At 51.6% G+C, this 24,022-nt stretch carries 23 protein-coding genes; 12 read left to right on the top strand and 11 right to left on the bottom strand.

The features are described 5' to 3' along the window. From MJ768_RS01090 to mgtE, 3 genes are all read left to right on the top strand, one after another. Nucleotides 1–507 carry a type IV pilin protein gene (locus MJ768_RS01090; RefSeq protein ID WP_320415714.1) on the top strand — a complete coding sequence of 169 codons (507 nt, stop codon included), beginning with the start codon at nucleotides 1–3 and terminating at the stop codon, nucleotides 505–507. A gap of 143 nt (nucleotides 508–650) precedes the next feature. Beyond that, nucleotides 651–1,010 carry a hypothetical protein gene (locus tag MJ768_RS01085; protein ID WP_239287435.1) on the top strand — a complete coding sequence of 120 codons (360 nt, stop codon included), beginning with the start codon at nucleotides 651–653 and terminating at the stop codon, nucleotides 1,008–1,010. A 1,111-nt stretch (nucleotides 1,011–2,121) separates the two neighbouring features. Then, nucleotides 2,122–3,576 (top strand): magnesium transporter, encoded by a 1,455-nt coding sequence (gene mgtE, locus MJ768_RS01080; RefSeq protein WP_239287434.1) that lies wholly within the window; start codon nucleotides 2,122–2,124, stop codon nucleotides 3,574–3,576. A 77-nt stretch (nucleotides 3,577–3,653) separates the two neighbouring features. On the opposite strand, the gene MJ768_RS01075 is transcribed toward mgtE, so the two are convergent. The 11 genes from MJ768_RS01075 to MJ768_RS01025 all read right to left on the bottom strand — a co-directional run bounded on the left by MJ768_RS01075 (nucleotide 3,654) and on the right by MJ768_RS01025 (nucleotide 15,383). Continuing rightward, nucleotides 3,654–4,325 (bottom strand): C-terminal helicase domain-containing protein, encoded by a 672-nt coding sequence (locus tag MJ768_RS01075; RefSeq protein ID WP_338140749.1) that lies wholly within the window; start codon nucleotides 4,323–4,325, stop codon nucleotides 3,654–3,656. Next, nucleotides 4,238–4,573 carry an SNF2-related protein gene (locus tag MJ768_RS01070; RefSeq protein ID WP_239287432.1) on the bottom strand — a complete coding sequence of 112 codons (336 nt, stop codon included), beginning with the start codon at nucleotides 4,571–4,573 and terminating at the stop codon, nucleotides 4,238–4,240. Before MJ768_RS01070 ends, MJ768_RS01075 begins: the two co-directional genes overlap by 88 nt. A 15-nt stretch (nucleotides 4,574–4,588) precedes the next feature. Continuing rightward, a complete protein-coding gene (locus MJ768_RS01065) occupies nucleotides 4,589–4,867 on the bottom strand; it encodes a hypothetical protein (RefSeq protein ID WP_239287431.1) in 279 nt (92 codons plus the stop codon). An 18-nt stretch (nucleotides 4,868–4,885) separates the two neighbouring features. Next, complete coding sequence (locus MJ768_RS01060; RefSeq protein WP_239287430.1) at nucleotides 4,886–5,422, bottom strand: hypothetical protein; 537 nt, start codon at nucleotides 5,420–5,422, stop codon at nucleotides 4,886–4,888. 111 nt (nucleotides 5,423–5,533) lie between these two features. Then, the gene (locus MJ768_RS01055; RefSeq protein ID WP_239287428.1) at nucleotides 5,534–6,712 is read right to left on the bottom strand and encodes a Wadjet anti-phage system protein JetD domain-containing protein; all 1,179 of its coding nucleotides are present in this window, start codon (nucleotides 6,710–6,712) and stop codon (nucleotides 5,534–5,536) included. Then, nucleotides 6,709–10,083, bottom strand: coding sequence for an ATP-binding protein (locus MJ768_RS01050; protein ID WP_239287426.1), 3,375 nt, complete (start codon nucleotides 10,081–10,083; stop codon nucleotides 6,709–6,711). Before MJ768_RS01050 ends, MJ768_RS01055 begins: the two co-directional genes overlap by 4 nt. Further along, complete coding sequence (locus MJ768_RS01045; protein WP_239287424.1) at nucleotides 10,076–10,717, bottom strand: DUF4194 domain-containing protein; 642 nt, start codon at nucleotides 10,715–10,717, stop codon at nucleotides 10,076–10,078. The genes MJ768_RS01050 and MJ768_RS01045 overlap by 8 nt, the downstream gene beginning before the upstream one ends. Before the next feature lie 2 nt (nucleotides 10,718–10,719). Next, a complete protein-coding gene (locus MJ768_RS01040) occupies nucleotides 10,720–12,174 on the bottom strand; it encodes a DUF3375 domain-containing protein (protein ID WP_239287423.1) in 1,455 nt (484 codons plus the stop codon). A gap of 270 nt (nucleotides 12,175–12,444) precedes the next feature. Continuing rightward, nucleotides 12,445–12,915 (bottom strand): PIN domain-containing protein, encoded by a 471-nt coding sequence (locus tag MJ768_RS01035; RefSeq protein ID WP_239287422.1) that lies wholly within the window; start codon nucleotides 12,913–12,915, stop codon nucleotides 12,445–12,447. Beyond that, on the bottom strand, nucleotides 12,912–14,084 hold the full coding sequence (locus MJ768_RS01030; RefSeq protein ID WP_239287421.1) for an ImmA/IrrE family metallo-endopeptidase: 1,173 nt from the start codon (nucleotides 14,082–14,084) through the stop codon (nucleotides 12,912–12,914). Before MJ768_RS01030 ends, MJ768_RS01035 begins: the two co-directional genes overlap by 4 nt. An 18-nt stretch (nucleotides 14,085–14,102) precedes the next feature. Continuing rightward, entirely contained in the window at nucleotides 14,103–15,383 is a 1,281-nt protein-coding gene (locus MJ768_RS01025) for a DUF2130 domain-containing protein (RefSeq protein ID WP_239287420.1), read from the bottom strand. A 25-nt stretch (nucleotides 15,384–15,408) separates the two neighbouring features. Between MJ768_RS01025 and MJ768_RS01020 the strand changes: the two genes are divergently transcribed. From MJ768_RS01020 to MJ768_RS00980, 9 genes are all read left to right on the top strand, one after another. Then, nucleotides 15,409–15,672 (top strand): hypothetical protein, encoded by a 264-nt coding sequence (locus MJ768_RS01020; protein ID WP_239287419.1) that lies wholly within the window; start codon nucleotides 15,409–15,411, stop codon nucleotides 15,670–15,672. Nucleotides 15,673–16,459: 787 nt separating this feature from the next. Next, nucleotides 16,460–16,792: a hypothetical protein gene (locus MJ768_RS01015; protein WP_239287418.1), complete on the top strand. Its 333-nt coding sequence runs from the start codon at nucleotides 16,460–16,462 to the stop codon at nucleotides 16,790–16,792. A gap of 550 nt (nucleotides 16,793–17,342) precedes the next feature. Next, the gene (locus tag MJ768_RS01010; protein ID WP_239287417.1) at nucleotides 17,343–18,329 is read left to right on the top strand and encodes a hypothetical protein; all 987 of its coding nucleotides are present in this window, start codon (nucleotides 17,343–17,345) and stop codon (nucleotides 18,327–18,329) included. A gap of 149 nt (nucleotides 18,330–18,478) precedes the next feature. Continuing rightward, nucleotides 18,479–18,967: a hemerythrin domain-containing protein gene (locus MJ768_RS01005; RefSeq protein WP_239287416.1), complete on the top strand. Its 489-nt coding sequence runs from the start codon at nucleotides 18,479–18,481 to the stop codon at nucleotides 18,965–18,967. Between the two features lie 130 nt (nucleotides 18,968–19,097). Then, entirely contained in the window at nucleotides 19,098–21,212 is a 2,115-nt protein-coding gene (locus MJ768_RS01000; protein ID WP_305855903.1) for a catalase, read from the top strand. Nucleotides 21,213–21,529: 317 nt separating this feature from the next. Continuing rightward, nucleotides 21,530–22,669 carry a glutathione-independent formaldehyde dehydrogenase gene (locus MJ768_RS00995; protein WP_239287414.1) on the top strand — a complete coding sequence of 380 codons (1,140 nt, stop codon included), beginning with the start codon at nucleotides 21,530–21,532 and terminating at the stop codon, nucleotides 22,667–22,669. A 315-nt stretch (nucleotides 22,670–22,984) separates the two neighbouring features. Further along, a complete protein-coding gene (locus MJ768_RS00990; RefSeq protein WP_239287412.1) occupies nucleotides 22,985–23,122 on the top strand; it encodes a hypothetical protein in 138 nt (45 codons plus the stop codon). Continuing rightward, a complete protein-coding gene (locus tag MJ768_RS00985; RefSeq protein WP_239287410.1) occupies nucleotides 23,119–23,412 on the top strand; it encodes an alpha/beta fold hydrolase in 294 nt (97 codons plus the stop codon). The genes MJ768_RS00990 and MJ768_RS00985 overlap by 4 nt, the downstream gene beginning before the upstream one ends. 28 nt (nucleotides 23,413–23,440) lie before the next feature. Beyond that, on the top strand, nucleotides 23,441–23,974 hold the full coding sequence (locus MJ768_RS00980) for a cupin domain-containing protein (protein ID WP_239287408.1): 534 nt from the start codon (nucleotides 23,441–23,443) through the stop codon (nucleotides 23,972–23,974). Nucleotides 23,975–24,022 lie beyond the last annotated feature (48 nt).

The following is a 24,022-nucleotide window of genomic DNA, read 5'->3' as shown; positions in this document are numbered from 1 at the left end:
ATGCGAGCACATAAGATTGAGAGACACGCCGATATGGTTACATCTGCACGGCTCGCGTTGCGGGCTATGCTTAAACGCCAGCCTGGGTTTACGCTGATTGAACTGATGGTCACGGTGGCGATCATCGGCATTCTCTCTGCGATTGCTTATCCCAGTTACACGCAGTATGTGTTACGTGCAAACCGGGCGGAGGCGCGCGCTATATTACTGGAGAGCGTTCAGTTTCTTGAGCGAAATTACACTACGGCTAACCGCTATGACCAAGACAGCGCGGGAACTGCTATCACTTTGCCATACCTGACTTCACCAAAAACCGGAACAACACCAAAATACACCATCGCTGCAGCGTATGGTGCAGCGCCAGCCCAGACTTTTATACTTGGTGCGACACCTACAGGAGTTATGTCTGGTGATGAGTGCGGCACCTACACGCTGACTAATGCCGGAATACAGGGACAAGGGGTTAGCGGCACGACAGCCGCGACAGCCGCGTGTTGGGGAAGGTAGTCGATAGACCATAGTGCATGTGGACGATTGCTATTTATCCACTTTGATCTAATCGCCGCAGGCGGGTTGGATGTTCGTTTTAACACACTGCCGTCCATACTGTATCGTTCGAGATGGCGGCAGATTTTTCAATAGGAGAGTGAATGATGAGGCAGCTTGTTGCGATATTTGTTTCAGCCATTTTTTTCAGTAGTTTGGCGCATGCCAGGATGCTGCTTGAAACATCCCAGTCGGAAAGCGGTACATCGGCCACGCCAGTGAATCTAGTCCAGCAAAGTGGCCAGGTGGGTGAAATCCGCGCAGATGAGAGCAAAATGGTGATTGGAGGGGTGACGTATGCGTATAACCCTTTAAGTACGAAAGTCACAGTGAATGAAAAGCGTGCAACGATCAGTGACATACGCAGTGGTGAAGTGGTGCAGTTTGGTGCGGTATCGCAGGGTAAGAATATGTTGAATATTTTAACAACTATCAGTGTGCAGATTTTCAGTATGCAGAAATAAATAATGAAGACTCCCTTTTGAAGGCGCACTTGCCTGTTTCATTATTAGGCAGAGAAATAGCGCGAAAAAAAACTGATGGATCAACTTGGGATACCGATCAATAGTTCAATCATGCTGAATGCCAGCCGTATCAGCCCAGAAAAATATTGGCCACTTATGTGAGAACGGTCAAGCATTGTGGTCAATCAGTTGGGAAAGGGGGCGTTCGGTCACGCAGGTAATCCAGGTCACGCTTAAAAGTGGCCTGCGAAATCCCAAGCGCTTCCAGAAAGATAGAAATTGGTACTACTCGACGTGAAATCAGCAGTTGTTCAATTTTGTAAAAACGTTCTGTCCGATCCATATGTTTTTCACATGAAGTTACGTGACAAGATGGTAGCTCCTCTAATATCCGTCGCTCTGAATATTACGGAAACCTTGATGGCGGCTATTGATAGCTTGTGGTGTTGTATCTGCTTATTGAGGGAGGTGCTTGAAAATTCGCAACCGCTTCTGATGCTATATCGGCTACGCGCATCAACGCCGCATATGTCCTGGATCATCCGAGAACTGGAGGGTATATGTGGAACCAGTTATATTATGATTGTGAATATTGATGAAAACGGAAAAAATCTCTTAAATTCAAAGTCTATAAAAGTCGGAGACTAAGTTTTTGCTGAAGTTTATTCGGATGTCGCCTCCGATCGTCAAACCAGAGAATGGTTTATTAACTCAATAGAAAAGGCGGCTCGGTGAAAATCCAGCGGAGCCTCGAAGCTGAACTAAAAGTTGAAAACTCAGAGACAAAGCAGCACTAAGCAACCCCAAAAACGCAATGTGTTATTTATATGTATTTGATCACTTAGGTTAGTATTGGTTTATGTGTCATGTACCGATTTTTTGACTTAAATTGGTAATTGATTTCAGAATCAGAACCGTAGAATCGTGCATCGCTGGGCACGATGCCAAATTTACGCAACTCGGTGAGCACGCATAGCTGCAATTAATTCGGTTATGTTCCCTGCAATTTACCAAGTCAGATTGGTAGCACCAACACAGTGCAGTCAAGATTATTTCTCACGTCAGCCATCCAACTTCTTTACAATAGTCGCAGTCTTTCAGATAGCGCATTATGACCAAAAACCTCGAACCTCATTACACTGAAAACGTGCAGGAGCATCTGCAACAGGTGCAAAGCCTGCTAGACAAGCACGCTCTGGTAGAGATGCTGGCGCGCAAGCAGGAAATGCCACGCCAAGAGCGTCACGAATTGTTGGGAAGCATACTGCACAAGCAGCATCTAGCCGAGTTGCAAGATAAGCTTGGCAAACTGCATTCCTCCGATATCGCCTTTATCTTGGAGGCTCTGCCCATCGAGCAGCGTTTGCTGGTATGGGATCTGGTCAAGGCCGATCGTGACGGCGAAATCTTGATCGAAGTCTCCGATTCAGTGCGTGAATCATTGATTGCCACCATGAGTCGCGAGGAACTGCGCGAGGCGGCGGAGCAGCTTGATACTGACGAGATTGCCGATCTGGCGCATGATTTGCCTCAGGCGGTAATGCGCGATGTATTTAAGTCTCTCACCATTGAGGAGCGCGAGCAATTGCGCGCGGCGATGTCCTATCCGGAAGATGCGGTAGGTGCTCTGATGGATTTCGATATGGTGACCATCCGCGAGGATGTCACGCTGGAAGTAGTGTCGCGTTATCTGCGCCGTTTCGACGAGATGCCAGATCATACTGACCAATTATTTGTAGTGGATAGAGACGATATTTTTAAGGGTGTATTGCCACTTAATCGCTTGTTGGTGAACGAACCGGAAGTGCCCGTAAGCAAGCTGATGCTGACCGATACCATCAAATTGCATTCGGATGACAAGGCGGAGCAAGCAGCACAAGCATTTGAGCGTTATGATTTAGTTTCAGCACCTGTGGTAGAAGAGGATGGCAAGCTGGTTGGTCGCGTTACCGTGAATACGGTAATGGACTATATTCGTTCAGAATCGGAAAACGACATATTGAATACGGCCGGTTTGCGCGGAGAAGAAGACATCTTTGCTTCGGTATGGAAGAGCGTAAAAAACCGCTGGATGTGGCTGGCGCTCAATCTGTGCACTGCATTCTTTGCCTCACGCGTGATAGGCGAATTCGAAAATACCATCGAAAAACTTGTCGCGCTCGCGGCGCTAATGCCTATCGTGGCAGGCATTGCTGGCAACTCGGCAAACCAGACCGCCACTATTATCATCCGCTCGCTGGCGCTGGGGCAGCTTAACCAAGCTAATGCACGGCGGCTAATTGGCAAGGAACTCACCATCGGCGGACTAAACGGCTTGATTTGGGGCGGCGTAGCCGGATTGTTCGCTTACTTCCTATATAAAAGTGTACTGCTTGGCGTGATTTTGACTAGTGCCATGGTGCTCAATTTAGTCCTTGGCGCATTGGCTGGTTTGCTGATACCGCTGTCCATGCAGCGTATGGGGCGCGACCCGGCCATCGGTTCCAGTGTATTGCTCACCGCTATTACCGACAGCGGCGGCTTCTTCATTTTCCTTGGGCTCGCTGCCCTATTTTTGATCCATTGAATTCCATATTTACGAATTCGTAACATGACTTCAAGAGTGAAGTTCATTTTTTTTAGAAGATATTGAGTTATAACTTATCATCTTCTAAACCTTGTCAACAAGCCAAGAGAAAAAGAGTGTAAATTAAAACATGTCTTCGTGAAATCGAGTGGGTGGAATTCAACATGAAATCCTCTGCAAGCCTTGTGGTATCTGGCAAAATGCAATTTGTACTCGTTCCGGAAAAGAGGGGGATTTACCGATGGCTCCGCCCCGGATGCGGCGGCCATGTTGCCTGCCTCTTCCGTCGGGCTGACGGCCTCACCCTCGCCCATGTGGCCAGTGACATTCTCCACATCTTTCATAAACCGGTTGAGGCGTGAACCGCCGAGCGAAATCTCGCCCGTGCCACCGTCGAGAACGCCTGCCGCAAGCGAGCGCTTGAACGCCAGCACCGAGAGCATGCCCTCCTCGATAGTTCCCTTGGACACAAAATTGACGATCTGCACCGGTCGCTTGTGCCCCATGCGATGGATGCGCGCGATGCGTTGTTCGAGGATGGCCGGGTTCCATGGCAAGTCCATGTTCACCAGCGTGGAAGCGTGTTGCAGATTAAGCCCCGTGCTGCCGGCATCGGTCGAAAGGAACACCCGGCAGCCCGGATCATCGTGGAAACGCTCAATCAGCGCCGGACGTTTTTCGGACGGCACGCCGCGCGCCTCCAACCGGCGGATGACAATATCATGCGTCCGCGTCCACTGACTGAACACCACCGTCTGTTCCAGTTCTTCACCCGCTGCGCCTCATCAACGATCACCAGTTCCGGCGCCCAGAAAGCAATCAAATCCAGATCGGACTTGAGCTTCTCGTAGTTGGTGATCTTGCAGAAATCGTCCAGCGCATAGTCCTTCTGGCGTTGCATCCGACCGCCCGTAAGAACTCGCGACTCACGCCCGGCAAAGCGTGCGATCTCGCTCTGCCACTGGCACTTGAGCGAAGTCGGGCAAATCACTAGCACCTTGGATACGCCGAATTACCGCGCCAGAATTTCAGCTGCCGAGATGGCTTGAATAGTCTTGCCCAAGCCCATCTCATCGCCGATCAGCACACGTCCGGCACGCACCGCAAACAGCGCGCCCTCGGCCTGGTAGGCATAGAGCGGTGCCTTGAGCAGCTTCTTCAGCAAAGGATCATCTGCGCCACGCGGGAACAGCCCATCCAACGCCGCCACCCGCCTCTCCGCATCGCGCTGTCCGGCGACAAAGTCGAGCACATCGTCATAAGCGCGCAACTCGTGGCCAGTTTTCGCCACTGCCGCGACAAAGCGCTCCTACTCGCCGAAACAGTTCTCACGCAGCACCCAGCCGCGTGACTCGTCAAACAGCAGCACAGCCGCCTTGCTCACCGCCGCTGGACAATCCGTCCCGGCGCGAAAATGGATAGCCCGGCCAGAGCCGTTTCTCAGATACAACTCGGAAAACGGCGGATGGTAGCCGCGCGCAAACGCCGCCTTGGCACCGCGTTTCTTTTCCAGCCGTGCCAGGGTAAATTCGATGTGCTTGCAGGTACCCAGCTCATTGGTCGCATAGTCCGGACAAGAACAAAAATTGTCGCCCGGATGCAGCCCACAAATCGCCACGCGATAGCTGCTCTTGGACTGCGGATTGCCGACACGATAATCCGAGAAAAATGGTTCGGCTCTAAGGCATTCCAGACCAACAAGACATTCCAGATCAAACGACTGCTCGCGCCCAAACTGGCGTCGCAACGCGCGCTGCCAGTCGACCGGTGAAATATCAGCCGGAGCATGGGTTCTGGATAGCCTGGATTCCTTGACTGATTTGCTCGAATTGCACTTAGCTTTCATGATGCTGTGTCCTTTCAGAAATGACTCTCTTAATGGATCAATCTTATAACCCATGGCCCTATTGTAGTAGCCAAGTAATTTCGGGCAAAACGATAGGACACTTGTTACAATTCATCGAATATCCGAGAGCCTTTTCAATGCAGCTTCGAACCATTTAAAGCCGATTCTTTCTTGCTCAAGCCGAATATTTTTACGTATCCGGTTATCACGCAAGTCGTTATAAAGAGAAAGCTCTTCGGAGGTTAGTCTAGGCAAGTCGCGCAGCGTTTGCTTCTCTTCCTCACCCCAGAGCGGCTCGAATTTAAGTAAAGTGGCTCGATCCATCAGTAACGATTCCACGTGCGCGAATTGATTGCGTAGTTGATCGAGAATTGCGAATCCGTGTGTATCAATATCACCCCAATAATAAATGCGGCAGCGTGATAGCCAATTGGCGTGTCTCGACATTTCAAATCCATACCCCGCACCGAAGATTACCAAGCTGTCCTTTAGCAGCGGAAAGGCTAAAAAATTGATCTCATTTTCAACAATGAAAACCCGTGAAACCATAGGATTGAGTTGAGCGAAGCTCGCGGCATCAAGAGTGATGTCTTGTACGTGTGCCAATGGAATTTGATTGGGATCAAGCAAACGAAAACGAATGCGCAGCGGCTTGTCGCGGAATCCATAGCGCGTTGCAAATCCGCTCACGCCAGAGGCGGTAAAATCAACTGTTTCGGGATCTAAAACCATATCAAACAACTCAGTCAGCACGCTGCGATACGCTTCAATGAATTTACTGTGAACGCCTGGAATATCGACCTGTCGCAGATACACGCCTGGTCTAGGATGAGCCTGCATCCAAACGACAATCGCCAGCAACCGGCTCCAATCATCTGCTAAAGCCAGCGCGCGCATGGGACATCTTGCCAGCCAGCCCAGCAGCTTCGGCTGGGACTGTTTTGTTTCCGCTATCAACGCAACAAATCGGGCAGCATCTTTGCGCTTGGATATGAATGTTGCGGCAACATCGAAGCTATCGACCCACACCTCGGCGGGAACGGAGTTCGTCCCGAAAATGCGGTGCTTGAACTCCCGCGTCTCCACCCGGCAGTGCGGAGCGGCTCGAATCTCTCCGACCCAGGCACGAACCTCGTCAAAGCGATCAGCCATCTCAGCCGAGGTGGGACACTTGAGTATCAAACGTCGCGGGAACAGTGATTCCCCCGTGACAAGGCTGGACAACATATCCCCTCGTTCCCATAGCTTTTCTAGCTGAGTACGGAAGTCTCTCGGTCTTGTCCAACTCATCCCGAAACTCTTGCCTTCTCTGCGCGATACTCCTCAATCAAAAGATTGCGCAGTTTGGAGGCGCGACCATCTTCGTTTTGGACGAAGCCGACGCTGGACACGAAAGGCTCGATGATGTGAATCTTCTGCAAGGGCGTGACAATCAGGAGTTGCAAGTTGAGTTGGGCGAACAAGCGCAAGCCATATTGCGCGGACTCGTCAGAGCCTCGTCCGAAAGCTTCGTCGATCACCACGAACCGGAAGGAACGAGATCGTACTGCCCCCCATTCAAGACCAAACTGATAGGCCAAGCTCGCGGCAAGAATGGTGTAAGCCAGTTTCTCTTTTTGTCCGCCCGATTTACCGCCCGAATCAGAATAATGTTCGTGCTCCTTGCCGTCCTCGCGCCAACGTTCGCTGGCTGCGAACACGAACCAGTTGCGCACATCGGTTACTTTAGTTGTCCAGCGTCGATCTTGCTCAGAGACACCCTCACGTCCGCGAAAACGCTCGATGATAAGCTTCACTTGCAGGAATTTTGCTTCTGAATATTGGCTGTCGTCTGAACCAGTGATTGCCCCTTCAGTACAGGCGCGCAGTTCAGTTTGAAAATCGCGGATGTCGGCATCCGGCGTAGGCTGAGCTTCAAGTTGTATGTAGCGCCCCGTGTTGTAGTCGATCCCTGTTAGCGATTCGTTGATGCGCGCGATACGCTCCTTGATCGTTTCTCGCTCGCGCGCCAACTGCGATTGGAAGTTCGCGACTTCGCGGATTGTATTTTCGTTCAGCAATTCTTTGAAGCGCGCTTCAAAACGCGGCAAGTCATCGGCCTGTAGCGCATAAAGCATGGCGCGATATTCAAAAGCGGCTTCGATGCTGGCATCCACCTCTGAGGTTTCCAATTTAAATGCCTCTTTGTAGGCTGCCATCGCTTGAATGATTTTGTCGCGCAAACGTTTGAGTTTTGCATCCTCTGCATCGATCTTGGCCTGCAACCAATCACGCAAATCTCGCTCACGGTTATCACAAGACTCAACCGTGAGCTGATGCTCGCCCAACGCCTCGCCACGGATCGTGTCAAGGCGCTCAAAACGCGCTGAATGAGTTGCATATGCCGGTTCATCAAGTATTGCTTGCGTTTGCATCCGCAATGCTTCGGCATCTATTTTTTTCTGCTCAGCTTTGGATCGCTTGTCTTTGTGTTCTTCAAGCAGTCCTTCCGTGGCTATTAATGTTGCCTCCATCACACTCAACTGGTCAGCCAGTTGCTTTAGCACATCGGAAGCCGATTCCAGCCTTTGTTTCTCATCGGTTAATGCCGCAACCTCTTGTACAAGGGGTCGCCAGTCAATTTCACGAAAATCGGCAAACACCTCCAGCTTCGAAAGCACCGTGATGAACGCTTGAAGCTCCCTACGAGCTGATTCGATCTTTCCAATAAGGCTGCCCACCTCGCCAAGGCGTTTCTCCAAATTTCTGGCTTTATCTTCAAGCGCAGCGATTTTGGCTGCGTTGGTCCAGCCCAGCACGTAACGACTACGATCATCCAACCGATGGCGGTCGTCTTTCTCGTGCCGCTCACCCCCTGCCTTGATTTGTCCTGCACGAGTGATAGCCCGCGTCTCGCGGCGAAATTGCTCTTGAGTGATGCAGCAGGCCACGTCGAAACGGTGTGCCAGTTCACGTTCCAGCCAATCGTAAAAAGCAGAGTCAGGCTTAATCGCCAACTTGCGCGCCAAAGAGTCGCGGTGCAGGCTGGGCAATTCAATCCGAGAATTCTGACGTATACGGAAATAAACCAAACGGCCTTTCAAATGCGTTTTATCAACCCACTCAGCGACCGCTGCATAGCGTTCATCCGGCACCAGCAAGGACAAGCCGAAGCTGCGCAGCAGTCTTTCGGCCGCGCCTTCCCAGTCACGCTCGTCCTCATGTACTTGGAGCAACTCGCCAGCGAAGGGCATCTCCTCTTCAGACAAGTTGAGTGCTTTACATAAGGCAGCCCGCATGGCCACTTGTTCCGATGGAATGTTGCTGAGTCGCGCTTTCAAACTCTTGATTTCGGCAGTCACCGCGTCATGCTCTTGTTTACCTTGACGCAAGCTCACGCTGTGCTCAGTCAGATTGTTTTGCAAGCTGGCGTCTCTCGCCCGCGTGGTTTCAGTCAATGTAATAAATCGTTGTCGTTGCCGCAAAAATCCGTCCTCATCATCTGCGGGACTTTCAGCAACAGCGCGCACCAGCTCAGCGTAACGCTGCGCCTTGCGTTCACGCACCTCACGCTCCTGATCCTTCTTGTTGATCTCTATCGTCAGCCGTTCCACGCGGTCTCCGCCGTTGTCAGCAATGCTGCGTTTGAGCTCAGCCACTTCGACGCGCTGTGCATCACGTTGTGCTTCAACACGTTTGACCTGGATGTCTTGTCGTGTCCATTCCTCTAGCAAGTTAGCTGCGCGTTTTTCCAACAAGCCGAGTTTCAATCCAGCGAAGTAGGAACTGAGCGCATCGCGGCAAGCGCGAAACTCATCGACTAATGCAACCAGCGACGCATGACGATCTCCGTCTGCAACCAGAGGGGCAAGCATCTCAACTTGCCGCTTGGCTTTCAGCACGGCCTCGTGTGCGCGGTTAAGATCATCAAAGTGGCCAATCAAAGCGGTGATGCGCGGCGCAACGTCAAATGGTTCCAGCATGTGGCTGCGTACAAAATCCGTGAGGTTACCCACCGATTTCATCGACACGGTTTGGTGAAATAATTCCAGAGCCTGTTCGTTGTCAATGCCGAAGCGACGCCGAAACCATGCCCCGTAGGGTGGAAAGCTGTCGAATATTTCCGCGCCCATTCCTCTCAGTTTTTTCCTGAGCTGAACGATATCCGAACCAAAATGTGCAAAGTCAGTCGTAATCGACAACGCCCGTTCTGCACAGACAAAGAAGCGCGCAGGCTGTGCCTGGGCATCCTTCATCCAGAACACCTGTGCCAGCGTCACCGTTTGGTCATAGCCCGCGTTATGAAAAATACCCAAAATAACCGAGTAACAATTATGGTCGCGCAGCGCTACAGGCTTTGCCGTTCCACTCACCTCATTGCGTTCGGACTTGTAATGCCCAAGCACATAGGAGCGCAGCGTGCGCTCTTTGTTGTCAGCACCGGCAGCCTTGTTGTAAGCGATACGCTGCGCCGGAACCAACAGAGTGGTGACTGCATCCACCAGCGTGGATTTCCCCGATCCAATGTCCCCGGTGAGCAAGGCATTCTTACCATCGAGGTTCAGCGTCCATACCCGTGCATCGAAAGTCCCCCAGTTGAACACTTCCAAACGGTGCAAGCGGAATCCGGATAGCGCATCATCGCTGACAAAATCCAGCCCCAATGTTTGCATCTCAGCCATTGGAATCACCTGCTGAAGTTGCATTGATCTGTACCTGATACGCTGACAGCCGCGTATCGAAATCATTCAGCCACTGCGCATCCACAAAAGCTTTGATGATGCGGCGCACCTCGAATGCTGTGGGTTGTCCTGCGCCAGTTTTAAGCTTGCGCAAAAATCCTAACTCGACAATCTTGTTGAGATGCGTCTCTATCTGGTCGATGAGCTTCGCCTCGTTACTGCTGTCGGGCAAGAACACGCGAACCAGCTCGACGAGTTGATCACGAGTCAACACGAGGCGTGTGTCACCACCACTTGCATCGAACTCGGCCAACTTCTTGCGCAACAGCGCCAGCAGCAAGCTCACAGGGAAAGTCAGCGGACGGCGCGCCACCAGTCGAGGCAGCTTGGCAACACCTTCGCCTTCACTTTCCAAACGTGCTCGCAAGAATGCATACCCCTCGGACTCGTCCAGCACCAATTCCAGGCCCAACACGGTCACGTAATCACGCACGCGGGCTTGTAGATTGAGCAAGGCATTCCAAAGGCTGGCCTCTCCTTCTTGGTAAATCACGCCTTTGAGCAAAGTAATGACCAAGGCTGATAACTCATTCGTTGCAGCGGCATTTTCTGGTTTAAGTTCTTGCTCTGTCATGCTCATCTCACAAAAATAACGCGCGGCAAACGTGCCCGTTTCACTTGTTCTTGCCCATCCGATTCTTCTCTGCGCCAGAAAATTTCATCGGTCACCTCTTCGTCCACCACGGCCTTGAAAGTGTCGCCCGCAAGCTGGAGATAGGCCACCAGTTCTGCCAATCCGCGTTGTAGCGGCTGCATTTCGCACAGCTCACGCAACGTGATTTGCGAACGATCCTGCAAAGCATGTCGGATATGTCTAACCAGTTGCGCCTTATCGATAACGACTTGCGAGTACAAGGCTCCTGCATCTATTTCGACATCACCCTCTTCCAGCACGATATCGGCGATTTGCGGTTTGATGGAAGGTGTGTGTAGTGGTCGTTCCATCGGCAACTCAATATCAGCAGCCGTATCTGCAATGTCCATCATCACACCTGACGGCTGAGATTCGCGCACTGCCAACGCTTTAGTTTCGATACCGTGCAGAATGTCCATGATGCGGCGGTTTTCCAACCAAGCTTGGTCGTCAAGAAAACGCCGTAACTGTTGCGAAAGCTGGGCGACAGTACGCTGTGTATGTTCTCCAGCCTCTAGCCAATCATAATGTACACGACGTGTTCGGCTGTCAGGCTTGAGTTCAATGACAGGTGGCAAGGTCAACACACGTTCCAGCAATACCGACAGTTCCTCCTGCCGCCGACTGGACATCAAAAAATCCCAGAATGCGCGAAAACTGCGTCCCTGATCCGAGTCGGAAATTGCATCCCGCTCGCCCATGATCTCTTCCAGTAGCGCTCCTTTTGAGCCTTGCCACAGTGCGATGCGCTCCCGCACGCGCCGATCCAAACCACGAAAGTTATGCTCTACCTCACGAAAATCGCTCAGCAGCTCCCGCGCCAATTGTGTGAATTGCTGGAAGCGGTCTTTCAATGCGGTGTTATCTAACAGCGGAATATCACCAGATAATATTTGCTCGATTTCCCTATCAATTTCATCACGCCGTTTGTGTAATTCAGCAACACGCGTTTGAGGATCGGATTCAGATCCTTCACTCATCTGCTTAAGCAACTCGAATAGCGTAAGCAAGCGGGATTCCGTACCAACAAAGCTGCGCTGGGTGAGCGTTGCAAGCCAAGTAATCGCTTTTTCGGTCGGTGGGGAAAGATCGAAATGCGGTTCATCCGAACCTTGAACATAGAATTTGCGTAACCACCCCTTCTCAGTGCTCGCCCAGTCGTTGAGGTATTCAAGTGCAGACTTGGGAAAAGCATCTGAGCCTAGACTCTCGCGCAGGGTAAACAGTTCGTCTTCGAGTGATTCTGCCAAATCAGCCTGCGCCATAACACGCACATTCGGCACGATAAACACTCGCTGCAAAAAACTCGCTATCAGCGGTGCGTGATCCGAGCGCAACAAACGCCACGCCGGATGGCTTTGGCGCAATAGATCAAGAGTGGCAAAGTCGAAATTCATTGAAAATACAATTCACGTTTTAAGCAACTGCCGTTATACATACGGCATCATCAACTTCGCATGTCCTGATAGCATCCAAACTGCCCGCCAATCTACCCAGCATCATAATCACCGCAATCGCGGTATGCGGGATCCGCACATGCGCCAAGGTTTGCCACCATTGGCTGCCGCGTAGTCCGAAGCATTCTTGCACCACTTGATTTGATTGCCGCTTCCTTCTTGGCTAGAACAGTGGCATCTTCCATCTAGTTGCTAGCCTTCGACTTGCCATCAGAAAGTCCATCCCTGCTGCTGCATAAATCTTTCAAGGTCAATGCAGGGCACATTGAAATACTCACACACGTTTGGAATTTTTGCTGCGTTAGGTTTCTGTTGCTCTTCCGTAACCACGGTGGCGCCTTTAATTTTGGCGCAGGCAATGACAAATGGATCCGCAACTGGTGTTCCTTTCAATCGCTGCTGTTCCCCGATCAAGCTCTGGAAGTGCTTAGTCTGAAATATCTGCGCAACAAACTGAAGTTCGGCGGTGTTCGGAGTAGTAAAAATTTGCTTGTTTTGTTTCGCCCACGCCAGCACATCCGCACTTACGTTTTGACGTTCAAGTTCATTCCAGACTTCACGGGTTGAAATAATATTTTTCTGGTGCACCAAGCTGTCCAACCCATCCCAGATGGTTTTGAACACGCTTGGATAAAAGTGCTGGAGTGAACGTATTGAACTGGTGTCGAACACATAGATCATGCAGTCACACCTTGCAGAATACGTTGCTCCAACCCGGCAAAATTCTTGGGTTTTATCCCCAGCATATCGGCGGCCTGTTCGACACTAAGCTGGTTCTTATAGTGGCGGCTGACCACTTCTCTCGCGAAACGGTCGCTCAGGTAAACATGCTGAGATGCGTACCAGTCGCCGCCCGTACCTTTTTTCTGCTGTGCCGCCCATGCTTTGGCCTTCTGCTCATAGAAAGCGGCGGTGACGCGATCTTGATCCAGGAATCGGCGCAACACGGCTTCGCGGCTGACGCCGTATCGCGCAGCGAGGTCCGAGAACTGCTGTTCAGATGCCCGCTCGATGTCTGCCGGAAACTGTTTGACCTGCATCTGAAAATCAGGCGATGGGATCAGAATTTCCGCAGCGATTACATTGCAAAACCGTTCGATCTGTCTTTCCTGATCCGGCAGTCGCTCGACATATCGCTGGTCGAATTTGCTCAGCCCGTTAACATTGAGCAACAGGTGCGCAAGCTCATGGAGCAGGCTGAAAGTTTGTCTTGTCTTGGTCGTGCTGTTGTTCAAATAAACAACTGGAAATTGGCTGTCGACAAGACAAAACCCGGAAATGTCCTTCTGCTTGAAAGATTCCTTGAAAATAAATACGCCCTTGTCCTCTATCGCTTTCCGCCATTTTTTCAGCGCCTGCTCATCATCTTTCCAGCGAATTTGCTCTTCGAGAGCAATGCCCAGATAGTTGCGAACCGCAGCCGCTTGCTCCAAGACAGAATGCGCACGGGATATGGATAATTCCTGCCAAATGCAATGTTCGCTGGGATTGCGGGCGCCGAACAATTCCCGTAGCGCGAGCTGGTAAGCGTGGGCGCGGCGGATGTGCAGGTGTGTGTCAGCGGCAAGTGATTGCAAATCTTCCGCAGGCAACGTCCTGAATTCTCGCGCCGGGCTTACTTCCTCGGGAGGGGCAGGCAAAAAGAAAACCGCCAATGGGCGTTTGTAAATTTGATACGCCAGTTTTTCCAGTTGAGGATAGCTTGGGTATGGTCCATCTGCCTCCCAGGCCTCGACTTCTTCAACGGGTCTTTTCAAACAAAGGGCGACATCAGACACCGACAGCCCGATAGACTGTCTTGCCCAACGCATAACCTCTGGCCGCACTCCGGCGACGGGTTCACCCTTCATTTCAGTGCCCCAATAGTTTTACAAAGGGGAATTATCCCCTAAAGCAGGAAAACTTAGGCCTTCAATTTCCTGCAACGACTTCCCAGCAATACCCTGCAAGTCCCCATACATCCCCACCGTTGCCCCCATCACCCGCTCAATCTGCTCTTCTCGCTTGGCCCATTGCTTCATGATGACTTTTCTTTCCTTGTCGAGGTCTTCCTGCATGGTGGAAAAGGCTTCAACGATGGCTTCAACGCGCTGGCGAAAACGCGGACCGGTGAGGTACTGGTAGACCATTTCGGTCTTGGTCTGCTGACCTTCTATTGACTGCCGCGCAAGGGCAAGCTCCAGCAATGACTGGCGCAAAACCATCGCCACCGGCAAAGCAGCACGGGGATGTGTTACCCAGACGCCCTCTACCATTTCAAAGGTTTCAACGCCTTTCGGCAATATCTGGCTCACGATCACGGCGATTTCTGCCTTCGCGGTGCGCTGGTCTCCGCGAAGCTTTACCAGCCAGGCATCGCTCCAGTTTTTGGTGCGCTTGAACTCCCACAAAATGGTACCGCCGGAGTGGCCACCTGCGCCAACAACGCGATGCAGCACATCCCCGCCAAACTCCCCCTTGGGTACTGGCTCAATACCATCGAAAGGGAATTTGATGCGCAACAGGTTTTCAAGCTCCAGCTCCTGAACTTCACCCTGCAATTGTTGTGATCCTTGCTCGGCCCGGCGCTTGAGGTCTTCAATCTGTTTCTGCATCGCGGCAATGGTCTGTTCCTTCTCCATTACCTTGAGCTTCTGTTCGTCCTCGGCTTCTTTTTTGGCTTTCGTGCGGACGTGGGTCAATCCATCCTGCACCCGCTTTTCTACCGTAAGTTCCAGTTCGCGCTTGGCATCATCGAGTTCACGCTGTTTCTTGATGAGCTCGGCTTGCGCCTTCTGTGCCTCGGCCAGTTTTTCATTGTTTGCTTTAAGCACATCTTGCAATTCGGACAGTTCACGTGCCTTGTTTTCCAGTTCGACGGCACTGGCAAGTTTAGCTTTCTTGGATTCCTCAGCAATAACGCGGACACGTTCTGCTTTCAACTGTGTCGCAACTTGATCGGCCACCTGATCGTCGAGTTTGCGCTTGTCTTCTGCAAGCTGCTTTTCCTTGTCGCGCATAGCCTGTTCGCGCTGTGCGATGTCATTGTCCTTCTGCGCCAGTTGTTGCTCGAACTGCTTGCGTGTCGCCGCGATCAGCGGAGCGGCGAGCGATTCGTTAAGCTTGATCTCGGTGTTACAACTCGGGCAGATGATTGTTGGTTCTGTCATGAAATCTCCCATTCACACGTAAATAATGGCTTCACTGTTACCTGCTGCGACAATTGCTTTTCCAGCCCATCAATCAAATTGTCGCGCCGGGTCTGATTTTGTCTTTTCTCTGAAACAGTTCTCGACGTTTGCGATCTCGATTTGCTTCAAGGTCGCGCTGCTCCTTTTGAACCACAAGCTTTTAAGCCAAGGTTACAGCGCCTTTGCTTTTGGCCCGCGCTTCTTTGATTTGGCGGTCGAGCTCTTTGATTTCCCGCTCAAGCCCCACTTTCAAGTCATCAACCCATGAGTCCAGCCTCTCGGTTTCTTGGGCGAACAAGATCAAGTTACAAGTCTTTAGGTTGCTTAGGATACGCGATTTTGCCTGCCGATTTCCGCTTCTAGCGGCTGTAGTGAGTCTTGCTGGTCATGATCTGCTGCTGAAATGCGCTATGTACAATGCGGGGGAGTGTCGCATCGAAGCTTCATCATGTCTATATGCCAGATTGCCTATATATTCAATGATATTAATTAATGGCATAAAAAAAATATACCATTGATAAAGCCATGAAAAAATACTTGCTTGCCGCTACTTGTCATTGCCAGATGTTTCCAGTCATAAAAGAAAAAACCACGTTAATACGTGGCCTTGAGGTGATTTATTACTGGCAATTGCGAGATGTTGCTAATTGTCTATTCATTCCCACTCTATTGTTTCCAAGGTCTCTAAATCCATATAGATACATGCTTTCTTTGTATCAACCATCTAAATTTACCGTCATATTTACCGTCAAAAAATAAGCGCATTGACTGGCGCGGAAGATGCACTCGATTTGCGCGGCGGCTGCTCCCCGAGGCGCACCAATGAAAATTCTGTGGCTTTGTATGCTAGCGAACAGAAAACTGGCAGCTACCTCGCTATCATGGCAGGGCTCAGAGCTTTTGACCAGTAAAGTGACTGGTTGGTTGGCTCATGGCGTCGCGAGCTCGCCTGAGCGCTATTTTTGGATGTGCTTAGCAGGGTAGCTTTGACGCAAGTATGTCAACTTTCTCGATGTATGGGTGTCTTTTGTCTTAAAAATATAGTGGAGTTAATCATGAAAAAAACTTTTATGAGCTTAGCAATTGCGTCCTGTTTTGCAATGGGGACTACCTTAACTCAAGCTGATTCCCAGGAAAATCATGGAAATATAATTAAGTCTGACACACCCGGAAGAAGCAGCACCACCGGTATATCTGGAGGAATGGCTGCTTCTGACACCTTAGGCATAATGGATCCTTCTGGCTCCACGCGTGTAATCGATCCCTCGGGCACATCCGGCGTAATGGGTCTTCCTGGCACCTCAGGTGGAATGGATCCCTCGGGCCCATCCGGTGGAATGGGTAGCTCTGATTCTAATTCCGGCTCAGCTGGAGGGTCTGGACATTAGTCTTATAAGTTTTAATGCAAATGATTAGACCCTCTTTAATTGGAGCTTAATTTTAAAAAATCCTTTCAATTAAGGACGCGTCCTTAATATGGTGATACACCGCACTCCCACGACTGAGGTAGGCTGGGGAAAATGGACACCAACGTTTTGTTAAACTTGAAACGGAGGTATGAGATGAAACAGAGAGTACCAATCACAATTTACAGCAAAGAATTTCGAGAACAGGCGGTCAAGCAAGTCACAGAAGCGGGTTAAGCCCGAAGGAAGCGGCGAAATAGCATGCCGCTTTTCTTGTAGTGAAAGCCACTGCAGTAGATTTCCTTCAAGCCTTGGCCGGGGCATTAATGAGGTCCGCCGTGTCGTCGCTGGGTTGATTCAACGGCACAATGATCGGTCCATTATATTGAGGTGCGTTTTCCTTGAACGAATTGGTATGCGAAGGCACTCGCCGCCGGAACCCGCAATATATTCACCTCAATGTGCGCTTTCGAACAGACGCGTATTGGTACCTCGCTCCAAAATTACTCCACTTTAACTTTCAGGAGTCATCATGGCCCTTCCCAATGTAGCAACCGCTGTCGAATTCGGGCCCGCAGGAGGCGTGTCCGGACTGAACCCCAACAACACGCAATCCGATACCAGCGCAGTGTCGTGGGGCGCCATAGTTGCAGGGGCTGCTGCCGCTGCCGCTCTGTCTCTTATTCTGCTGATTTTGGGAACTGGTTTGGGTTTGTCCTCAGTATCACCATGGGCGCACAGCGGTATTAGTGCAACGACCTTTGGTGTATCGACCATTCTTTGGGTTACCGCCACGCAACTCATTGCTTCCGGAATGGGTGGTTACCTCGCCGGGAGGCTGCGAACAAAGTGGGTTGCGGTTCATACGGATGAGGTTTATTTCCGCGATACCGCGCACGGCTTCCTAGCTTGGGCCGTCGCGTCCCTTGTTACCGCCGCGTTGCTGACATCGGTGATTGGGGCGATCATCAGCGGTGGAATTCAGGCTGGAGCCTCTGTGGCAGGGGGCGTTGCTACCACGGCAACTGCCGCTACCGCAGGCGGTGCGGCGGCGGCTGGATCCGAGATGGCGAAGTCGGGCAGTGACGGTGGACCGATGGGCTACTTCGTGGATTACCTATTCCGCAAGGACATAAACACGGCTGCCCTTGCTGGAAGCGGCACTAGATTAGAGGGTGCCATGGAGCAAACCGCTGCCGCACCATCATCCGAAGTCGCACGGATCTTCATGACCACTATCCAAACAGGGACTCTAGCTCCGGAAGATGTTAAGTATGTTGGCCAGATCGTTTCGCAGCGTACCGGTCTTACACAGAAAGACGCAGAGAAGCGAGTGAGTGACACTTATGCGCGCATGCAGGCAAAGTTACACGATGCGGAAGCTGCAACGAAGGACGCTGCTAACAAGGCACGTAAAGCTTCTGCCTATGCGGCACTGTGGATCTTCGTCTCACTGCTCGGGGGCGCATTCGTCGCCAGTTTAGCGGCCACGTATGGCGGGCGGCGGCGCGACCTCTAACCAAAATTTAAACATTTCACTTCGGAGGCAATAATGCGTTCAATACTTCTTTTGTTACTCGGCATCCCCATTCCCATCATTATTCTGATCGCGTTATTCGTACACTAAACGAGATCCGTCCCCACCAAATCTATAAAGGAAAAGACATTATGACAACTGCAATGCAAAAAAAGACCACGCCAGATAATCCATCCAAGGTTCAGGATGCAATAGCCTTGTTGCGCGCTGACCACAAACTTGTCAGCACACTCTTCGCCGAATACGAAAAGGCGCGCTCCACTTCCAAGAAGAAGATGCTCGTCTCCCAAATATGCACTGAGCTAAGCGTTCATGCCCAAGTGGAAGAAGAAATATTCTATCCCGCTGTCAAGAAAGCGCTTAAAGACAAAGAGTTGATACCGGAAGCAATAGTGGAACACGCAACGCTTAAAGAGCTCATTGGCCAAATCGAAGGTATCGAGCCAGACGGCGAGATGTTCGATGCAAAGATCAAGGTGCTGTCCGAGTACGTTAAGCATCACGTCAAGGAAGAACAGAACGAAATCTTTCCTCAAGCGAAGTCAACAGAGCTGGATATGGTTGCGCTTGGTACCAGAATCACTGCTCGCAAAGAAGAACTTCAGAAGGAATCTAGATAGTTCGATTTACACTCACGGTATATCGTAATTGGCACGAAGCTTACTCAAATTCATGTAGTGTTATTAAAACCCATTTAATTAAAATTCGCTCATTAGCGTTAGGCTGGGTTGAATCATTAAGGAGATTAATTTGGATAAGAAAAATACGACGAGTAGTTCTAGTAGCGGCAAAGAGAATTTGGGTTTAGATTCGAACGGATACTCACAACTGGGTGCCGGCGGCGAGCTGCACCAGATTGGGGGTGGAGAGCACCCCGCTCTTACCACGAACCAAGGCGTCGGACTTTCCGATAATCAGAACTCGCTCAGGGCCAATTTACGCGGTCCTACTCTGCTGGAGGATTTTATCCTTCGTGAAAAAATCACTCATTTTGATCACGAACGTATTCCAGAACGTATCGTTCACGCGCGTGCAACGGGCGTGCACGGATTCTTCGAGCTGACCGCCTCATTAAAGCAATACACTACCGCCAGAATTCTCACCGAAGTAGGTGAAAAAACGCCCGTGTTTACTCGCATATCAACCGTCGTAGGCGGAGCGGGTTCGATCGACACCCCACGTGACGTACGCGGGTTTGCCGTCAAGTTTTATACCAAGGAAGGTAATTGGGATTTGGTTGGCAACAACATCCCGGTTTTCTTTATCCAGGATGCCATTAAATTCCCCGACCTCGTCCATGCGGTAAAGATGGAACCCGACCGTGGCTTCCCGCAATCGTCAAGCGCGCATGACACGTTCTGGGATTTTATTTCACTCACGCCTGAATCCATGCATATGGTGATGTGGATTATGTCTGATCGCACTCTACCGCGTTCGCTGCGCATGATTGAAGGCTTTGGTGTGCATAGTTTCCGCCTGATTAACGACGCCGGCAAATCAACCTTCGTCAAATTCCACTGGCGTCCCAAGCTCGGTTTGCAGTCAACCATTTGGGATGAAACCGTCAAGATTTCAGGCGCTGATCAAGACTTTCATCGTCGCGATATGTTCGAGGCCATCAAAGCCGGCAATTTTCCCGAGTGGGAATTTTCGGTTCAACTTTTCACGCAGGAAGATGCGGACAGATTCCCGTTCGACCATCTGGATGCGACCAAGCTGATTCCCGAAGAACTGGTGCCCTTGAAAGTGATCGGGCGTATGGTGCTGGATCGCTGGCCAAACAATTTTTTCGCTGAAACTGAACAGGTTGCTTACTGCCCTTCTCATGTCGTGCCAGGGATCGATTTCTCGAACGATCCACTATTGCAAGGCCGTTTATTCTCCTATCTCGACACGCAACTTTCGCGCCTGGGTTCGCCCAATTTTCATCAGATTCCGGTCAACGCGCCCAAATGCCCCTTTTCCAACCACCAACGTGACGGGCACATGCAAATGGCGCAACCGGTGGGTCGCGTTGCATATGAGCCCAACTCCTTGTCTGAAAACTCACCACGAGAAATGCCGATCAAAGGCTTTCATAGCACTGTAGTAGCTGAAACTGGCGAGAAAATACGCATCCGTGCCGAGAGCTTCGCCGACCACTACAGCCAGGCGCGACAGTTCTATCTCAGCCAAACGACATATGAGCAGGCGCACATCGCCTCGGCATTAGTGTTTGAGCTCTCCAAGGTCGAACATGTGCACGTGCGTGAGGCGATGGTCGGTCACCTGCTGCATATTGATAACGACCTCGCCAAACGGGTTGCCGCAGGTCTTGCATTTGACAAAATGCCCGATGCGCCGAAAGCCGCAGCACCCGTGCAGGAAATGGAGCCTTCACCCGCATTGCAGATCATTGGCAAGATGAAAGACACTCTGATAGGGCGCACGATTGGTATCCTGATCGCGGACGGTTCAGATGGCGCGGTCATCAAGAACATTAAAAAAGCCGCAATGGATGCGGGTGCTAACGTGAAGATTATTGCCCCCAAGGTGGGGGGCACGAAGCTTGCCGATGGTTCGATGCTGGCGGTTGATGGACAGCTGGCTGGCACGCCTTCTGTGCTATTCGACGCAGTCGCCGTCATCCTCTCCGACAAAGGCGCGAAAGCGCTGTCGACAGAAAGCGCCGCGATCGATTTTGTACGAGATGCTTTCGGTCATCTCAAGGCACTCGCCGTCGACAAAGGCGGTCAGGCACTTTTAAAAATAGCAAATGTCGGACAAGACGCGGGCGTCGTGGATACCAATGACACGAACGCATTTATTGCGGCGGCAAAGACTCGCCAATGGGATCGGGAAAAGTCCATTCGAACATTGGCATAAGAGATGGTCGGGTCAGTCTTGGCGCCTCCGCCCAAAATATCCTACCAACCCATTCGTCACGTCGATGGATTTGGATAAAACCCTTATGTTGACTAGCGCACAGAGTATTTCGCAGCAAACGTATATGTTAGCAACATGTATCGATACATGCAGGGCAAGGCAGATTTCTGTCGCCGGCCGATATGGATGCGAGATCGCCTCGATCCTGGTATGGGAGCAAGTTGGCGCGATCAAGTGACTCACCCGTTAGCTGAATATTTTTTCTCCGCTTACTGTGTTCAATGTGCGGCGGAATAATTGACATTTAAGGAGCCCTCATGAAAGCAGTCGTTTATAAAGGTCCTCGCGACGTCGTCGTCAAAACAGTTCCGGATGCCAAGATTGAAAAAGCAACCGATGTGCTTGTAAAAATCACGACCACGAACATCTGCGGCTCGGATCTGCATATGTATGAAGGCCGGACTAATATGGAGCCCGGCAGAATCTTCGGACATGAGAATCTTGGAACGGTCATCGAGATCGGCAGCGCGGTCGACCGCGTCAAACTGGGAGATCGGGTGTGCATGCCATTCAATATTTCTTGCGGCTTTTGCGAAAATTGCGAGCGTGGCCTCACCGGATTCTGCCTCATTGCCAACCCCGGCAACGCGGGCGCAGCGTATGGCTTCGCAGGCATGGGGCCATACAGTGGCGGACAGGCAGAGCTATTACGTGTGCCCTATGCCGACTTCAACTGTCTGGTGCTCCCGCCCGATGCGGAGGAAAAGGAAAATGATTACGTTATGTTGTCCGATATCTTTCCGACCGGTTATCACGCCACCGAGCTCGCAGGCGTGCAAGCAGGCGATTCGGTTGTCATTTACGGCGCTGGGCCGGTCGGTCTTATGGCAGCGTACTCTTCGATCATCAAAGGGGCCAGCAAGGTCATGGTCGTGGACATGCACAAGGACCGACTGGCATTGGCAGAAAAAATCGGTGCTATTGCGGTCGATGACTCGGATGGGTCTGGCGTGGACCAGGTCATGGCGCTGACCGCCGGCCAAGGAGCGGATCGGGGGTGCGAATGCGTGGGCTATCAATGCTGCGACCACAAAGGGCATGAGGTGCCGAACCTGACGATGAACAATCTAGTGAAAATGGTGCGCCCGACTGGCGGTATCGGGGTGGTGGGGGTTTTCGTACCGGAAGATCCTCACGCCAAAGATAAATTGGCCAAGCAAGGTCAGATTGCGTTCGACTTTGGCCAATTTTGGATCAAGGGCCAGCACATCGGGACTGGCCAAGCAAATGTAAAAGCATACAACCGCAAGTTGTGTAAGCTGATCGCAGAAGGGAAAGCGAAACCGTCCTTCATCATCTCGCACGAACTGCCACTCGACCGGGCGGCCGAAGGCTACGAAAACTTTGTTGCGCGCAAGGAGGGCTGGACCAAGGTCATTCTTAAGCCGGGGCATTGATCCATGACCGTCGCAGGCGGTTGCCGGAAATACCAACTGAAGAGGGCAGATCAGATGCTACGAAAGAACGTGCTACCCGTGATTGCAATCGCGCTGTGCGTGCCATTTCTCGTCGCCGTATCGGCGTGCGGCGGGTCGGGGAGCGACCCTAGCAAGTCGCTGCCCGCACTCGATCGACCAGCAAGCTTCACGGACAAGTAGTGGCTCGGCAAGCAGTTGTTCTTCGACACCAATCTGGCTGCGGCAAAGACGCGCCAGTGGGACCGGAAAAAGTCCGTTAGAACGTTGGTGTAACCGATAAAAAGGAAACAAACAATGAGCACGATTATGACGAAAGACGGCACGCAGATCCGCAACGGCTGCATCGGCGATAGCTCGCAGTTCAGCAAGGATATCGCCAGCGGCCCATTCTTCGATGCCAACAGGCCGGCGCCAAGGTTTCTCAAGGCATGATCGAGTCGTTCTGGTTGAACGGGATGCGGGCGGGTCACAAGAACACCTTCTGCTGCATCAAGGCATTCTCCGAAACGGATTTTACCGAAGACCTCAAGAAGTTCGACGTGCCGACGCTGATTATTCATGGCGACGACGACCAGATCGTGCCGATTGGTGCCGCAGGCCTCCGCTCATCGAAGCTGGTCAAGAACGCGACCCTGAAAATCTACGCGGGTGCACTCCACGGCCTTGCGGACACGCACAAAGACCAACTCAACGCTGACCTGCTGGAATTCCTTAAAACCTGATGTTGCCTTGAACCAAGGAGAAGTTGCTATGAAAGGTTATGTGCAAGACATTGAAAGCATCGCTGTCAAGAATGAAGATTTTCGACAAGTGCTTTACACGGCCAGGAACTGCCAGCTCGTCGTCATGGCGTTAAAGCCCAAGGAAGAGATCGGGGCGGAAGTCCACAAACTCGACCAGTTCTTCCGCGTGGAGGAGGGATCCGGTGAGGCAGTTCTCGATGGCATTCGTACGGCGATTTCCGCCGGCTTTGCGGTAGTCGTCCCGGCGGGAACGAATCACAACATCATCAATACCGGCAGCGTCCCACTGAAGCTCTATACGCTCTATGCGCCGCCGAACCATCGCGACGGCGTCGTCCACCATACCCGCGCCGATGCGGAGGCCGACAACGAGCACTTCGATGGCGAAACGACGGAATATAGAGTCGAGTGCGCGCCCGGCGGCGAATATTTTGCCGGTGCCCTGCACGAGATCAACGAAGACGATGCCTTGTTCGACTTCAATCATCCGCTGGAGAGCCAACCGCTGAAATTCGAAGCGAAAATTATCGGCATACTATGACAGGTACAGAAAGCTGCTGCGAATTTTGTGCAAGGCATGTGTGGCGCG

This window comes from Candidatus Nitrotoga sp. 1052, from assembly GCF_927312905.1.
Classification (GTDB): Bacteria; Pseudomonadota; Gammaproteobacteria; order Burkholderiales; family Gallionellaceae; genus Nitrotoga.
Note: the sequence above shows the minus strand (reverse complement) of the source record. Positions and strands in the feature narration are given on the sequence as shown.

Bases quoted from the DNA above. Each gene is read 5' to 3' on its own strand.
- MJ768_RS01015 (WP_239287418.1), top strand. From the start codon at position 16,460: ATGAAAAAAACTTTTATGAGCTTAGCAATTGCGTCCTGTTTTGCAATG.
- MJ768_RS01010 (WP_239287417.1), top strand. From the start codon at position 17,343: ATGGCCCTTCCCAATGTAGCAACCGCTGTCGAATTCGGGCCCGCAGGA.
- MJ768_RS01040 (WP_239287423.1), bottom strand. From the start codon at position 12,174: ATGAATTTCGACTTTGCCACTCTTGATCTATTGCGCCAAAGCCATCCG.
- MJ768_RS01030 (WP_239287421.1), bottom strand. From the start codon at position 14,084: ATGAAGGGTGAACCCGTCGCCGGAGTGCGGCCAGAGGTTATGCGTTGG.
- MJ768_RS00995 (WP_239287414.1), top strand. From the start codon at position 21,530: ATGAAAGCAGTCGTTTATAAAGGTCCTCGCGACGTCGTCGTCAAAACA.
- MJ768_RS00980 (WP_239287408.1), top strand. From the start codon at position 23,441: ATGAAAGGTTATGTGCAAGACATTGAAAGCATCGCTGTCAAGAATGAA.
- MJ768_RS00985 (WP_239287410.1), top strand. From the start codon at position 23,119: ATGATCGAGTCGTTCTGGTTGAACGGGATGCGGGCGGGTCACAAGAAC.
- MJ768_RS01090 (WP_320415714.1), top strand. From the start codon at position 1: ATGCGAGCACATAAGATTGAGAGACACGCCGATATGGTTACATCTGCA.
- MJ768_RS01055 (WP_239287428.1), bottom strand. From the start codon at position 6,712: ATGAGTTGGACAAGACCGAGAGACTTCCGTACTCAGCTAGAAAAGCTA.
- MJ768_RS01050 (WP_239287426.1), bottom strand. From the start codon at position 10,083: ATGGCTGAGATGCAAACATTGGGGCTGGATTTTGTCAGCGATGATGCG.
- MJ768_RS01085 (WP_239287435.1), top strand. From the start codon at position 651: ATGATGAGGCAGCTTGTTGCGATATTTGTTTCAGCCATTTTTTTCAGT.
- MJ768_RS01005 (WP_239287416.1), top strand. From the start codon at position 18,479: ATGACAACTGCAATGCAAAAAAAGACCACGCCAGATAATCCATCCAAG.
- MJ768_RS01020 (WP_239287419.1), top strand. From the start codon at position 15,409: ATGGCTTCACTGTTACCTGCTGCGACAATTGCTTTTCCAGCCCATCAA.
- MJ768_RS01060 (WP_239287430.1), bottom strand. From the start codon at position 5,422: ATGAAAGCTAAGTGCAATTCGAGCAAATCAGTCAAGGAATCCAGGCTA.
- MJ768_RS01035 (WP_239287422.1), bottom strand. From the start codon at position 12,915: ATGATCTATGTGTTCGACACCAGTTCAATACGTTCACTCCAGCACTTT.
- MJ768_RS00990 (WP_239287412.1), top strand. From the start codon at position 22,985: ATGAGCACGATTATGACGAAAGACGGCACGCAGATCCGCAACGGCTGC.
- MJ768_RS01025 (WP_239287420.1), bottom strand. From the start codon at position 15,383: ATGACAGAACCAACAATCATCTGCCCGAGTTGTAACACCGAGATCAAG.
- MJ768_RS01045 (WP_239287424.1), bottom strand. From the start codon at position 10,717: ATGACAGAGCAAGAACTTAAACCAGAAAATGCCGCTGCAACGAATGAG.
- mgtE (WP_239287434.1), top strand. From the start codon at position 2,122: ATGACCAAAAACCTCGAACCTCATTACACTGAAAACGTGCAGGAGCAT.